Annotated in this window: 2 protein-coding genes and 1 rRNA gene; all 3 read right to left on the reverse strand. The window is 53.9% G+C overall.

All coding sequences use genetic code 11. The features are described from left to right. Window positions 1-275: 275 nt before the first annotated feature. Window positions 276-1,484: a hypothetical protein gene (locus tag EV586_RS20645; protein WP_132946920.1), complete on the reverse strand. Its 1,209-nt coding sequence runs from the start codon at window positions 1,482-1,484 to the stop codon at window positions 276-278. Next, window positions 1,481-2,629: a HesA/MoeB/ThiF family protein gene (locus EV586_RS20650; protein ID WP_165898731.1), complete on the reverse strand. Its 1,149-nt coding sequence runs from the start codon at window positions 2,627-2,629 to the stop codon at window positions 1,481-1,483. Before EV586_RS20650 ends, EV586_RS20645 begins: the two co-directional genes overlap by 4 nt. A 414-nt stretch (window positions 2,630-3,043) precedes the next feature. Next, window positions 3,044-3,139, reverse strand: a 5S ribosomal RNA gene (gene rrf, locus EV586_RS20655); the annotation flags it as partial.

The raw sequence follows: 3,139 nt of genomic DNA on the forward strand, positions 1-3,139 counted from the left end.
GAAAAGCTTGTATCTTGACTCGTATCTCATCTCTGTAACACTCGTTTAGTTTTCAAGGATCAAGAACAGGATGTTCATTGTCCAGCGTTGCGACAAGACGTCGCGTTCTTCGCTGGGCTACCATCACCGCGTGTCTCTCGCGGCGACAAGAGCTATCTTAACATGGCGGGGAGGCTTGTCACAACTCTACTTTTCATCATATTTCCATTAATAAGAACAAACCTCGCCGTTCTGCGAGGTTTGCTCTGCGATCCTTCACATTTTGTTATTGTGCTCTACATTCCTGCAGTTCTTGCATTTGGCTTACGCAGATAGCGCGCCCAAACGCCTGCCACCCACAGGGCGAACTGCACAACCGTCAGCAACAACACGAGCATTCCGTCCCAGAAGACGAGCGGCGAACTGACTTCCGATCTCACTTCATCCACCGCCTGTGTCAGCGCCAACCACGTCGCCGGCGCCATATACAATCCGATCAGCAGGATGACCACAAGAAACGCCAGCCCGTAGAACACTCCAAACCACGTCGCCTGACGCTGTTCCCGCGGCTGCAATGTCTGCCAAGCGCACAACGCTTCCGAGGAGCGCAGGAACGTTTTTTTCAAGTACAGCTTGGCGTCCCCGGACAGATTGGCCGCATTGGTCGCCGTGATGATCACAAAATACAGGTCGGTGCGCAGGAAGATCATCAGCTGCGACAGGAACTGAGACAAGGTGATCAGCGCTGTCATCTGGCACAGGCGGAACCAGAACCCGCCCTCCGGCAGCCAGAACTGCAGGAACAGCGAGAGGAACAGCACCGTGCTGTCAAAAAACATCCCAGCGAAAAACGGCACATAGCGAGTGTTTCGAGCCTTCGCCCAGAGCCCGGTCATCTCTGCCTCGACCACCACCCAGAACCAGCGGACGCTGAGCTTTAACTTCACCGGCGCGCCAGAAGCAGCCGCGGCCAGCATGTGCGCGCATTCATGCAACATGAGCAGTGCCCAAGTGACGAAGAACAGCACCAGCATACTCATCCCGATCGTAGGAAAGACGAAAAAGTCCTGATACTGCGGAAACAACTCGGGACGAAACACAAACAGCAGCACGCTCGTGATCGCGATCAGCATGTACAGACCCACAGCGATTTTTCCAAACAGCAATCGCCCGATTGGACGCATCCAGCCCAAGTCCTGCCTTACCGCCGCTACTTGTGCCACCGAGGTGAGCAGTAGACCGTCCAGACTGCGAACAAGCTCCAACTCCAGCAGTGTCTCGCCAAAGTCGAGAAAATCCACTTCAATTCCTTCGCCGTCCAGTAACTGCGCCTGCGCTTCGCCCAACGTGCGGGAACCGTCAAGCAATCGGACGGCCGCGACGCCTTCATAGGGAATTCGGATGAAGTTTTCCGTCACCGGATCGCCGACGGTGTATTCCTCCCCGTCCGGTTGGATCGACAGGTGGCTGACATCGAGCACAGAGTTCAGCGTCACAGCGCTCATGCCTGCAACGCCTCCGCTTGGGACACCTGGATCAGTTCCTCCAGCTCCACAGGCTCAATACCTGCCCGCTCGTGTTTGCCCGCACCGCATGTCGGACAATTTTCAAGACGCGTGAAAGGGTCGCTCTGCTTCATCGCCATCGTCACCAGATCCATCTCCATCGTCGTCGACGGCAGCATCGGCTCCGCATAACCGGCCAGATGTTTCGCCACCTCCGAGGTGATGAAGCCGCTGAGCAGCGCCACATGCGGTGACATCGCCGTATTGCGGCTTTCAAACACCTGCCCGTACAGTGCCCGCAACTGCATGGCCGCGTCCGGATCGAGGCGCAGGCAATGGATCAGAAAGCAGTCGTAACACCCGTGCGAATGTGGCAAAAAGCGCTGCCAGAGCAGCCGGTTGTTGGTCACCCCGCCAAGCAGCATCGGCTTCTCCAGATGAACACAAGCCGAGTTGACCCAGCGCGAGGCGATCATCGTCGGCGTGTCGATCCCGTTGATCACAAGATCTGCGTCGGCGATCACGTCCAACAACGATTCGGCCGTGGTGACCTTTTGGTTGTAGGTCACGACCTCAAGATCACGGTTCAGGCGGCGCAGGTGTTCTGCAACCGCGTCTGTCTTCAGCTTGCCGATGTCGTCTTCGCGGTAGATGTATTGGCGGTTCAAGTTGCTCAGCTCGACCCGGTCGCAATCCAGTCCGATGATCTTGCCGACGCCAAGGCCAGCCAGCCCGGCTGCCATCAGCGAAGCACCGCCCAGCCCCAGCACTGCCACCGTCGAGTCCTTCAGGCGCTGCTGGTACTCCAACTTGCTTTGCTCCAGCGTCGAGTAGTTGGTGAAATAGGTCAGGTTTGCCCGGTAACGATCCAGATCACGCTCGGTCAAATTCCCGACCGGTGCAGCTGCGTCATCGAGAAATCCCAACTCGTTAAAAGTCTCCAACGCGCCTTGCACTTCCTCCCCGCTCAATCCGCTGGCTGCGGCGATATCATCTATAGTAAGAGTTCCGTCCAATGATGAGAGAAAACGTTCAATCTGCCCGTCCGGATCTTCCAGATCATATACGTTTGTTTCCATTCCAACGCGGAGGAAGTCTCCATTTCGCATCAGTGGTTTCAAGATCGGTTTAAATTTCGGTCGCATCATCGCACCTCCATAGAATAAGAACGGGGCCGTGCTGTGTAGACAACACGACCCCTTTAGTTGAAACAGATTGAGATTTTAGACGGAGTGCTGCATGACCTGCATCGGAGCGAGCTTCTCAACTTTTTTCACTTTGATTTTCAAGGTGGGGCACCTCCTTTGAAGAGAAAGGTCTTTCTGGGTTTATATTACAACAGAAAATTCCCAACATTCAAATGTTGCAGCTATATAAAATTAACAATCATTATAAGTCAGCGTTGATTTACTGAAAAAACTTTCTATTTTCTATTGTTGTTAAAACTTTTAATCCAATATACTATATGGTATATTTTACTATTAGTCATAAAATTGGACCCATTCGCGATCCGGAAAACGAAAAGACCCGATCTGTATAAGATCGGGCCGTTCTCTTTTGCCTAGCGACGTCCTACTCTCCCAGGACCCTGCGGTCCAAGTACCATTGGCTCTGTGGAGCTTAACTTCTGTGTTCGGGATGGGAACAGGTGTGGC

The organism is Tumebacillus sp. BK434 (assembly GCF_004340785.1).
Classification (GTDB): domain Bacteria; phylum Bacillota; class Bacilli; order Tumebacillales; family Tumebacillaceae; genus Tumebacillus_A.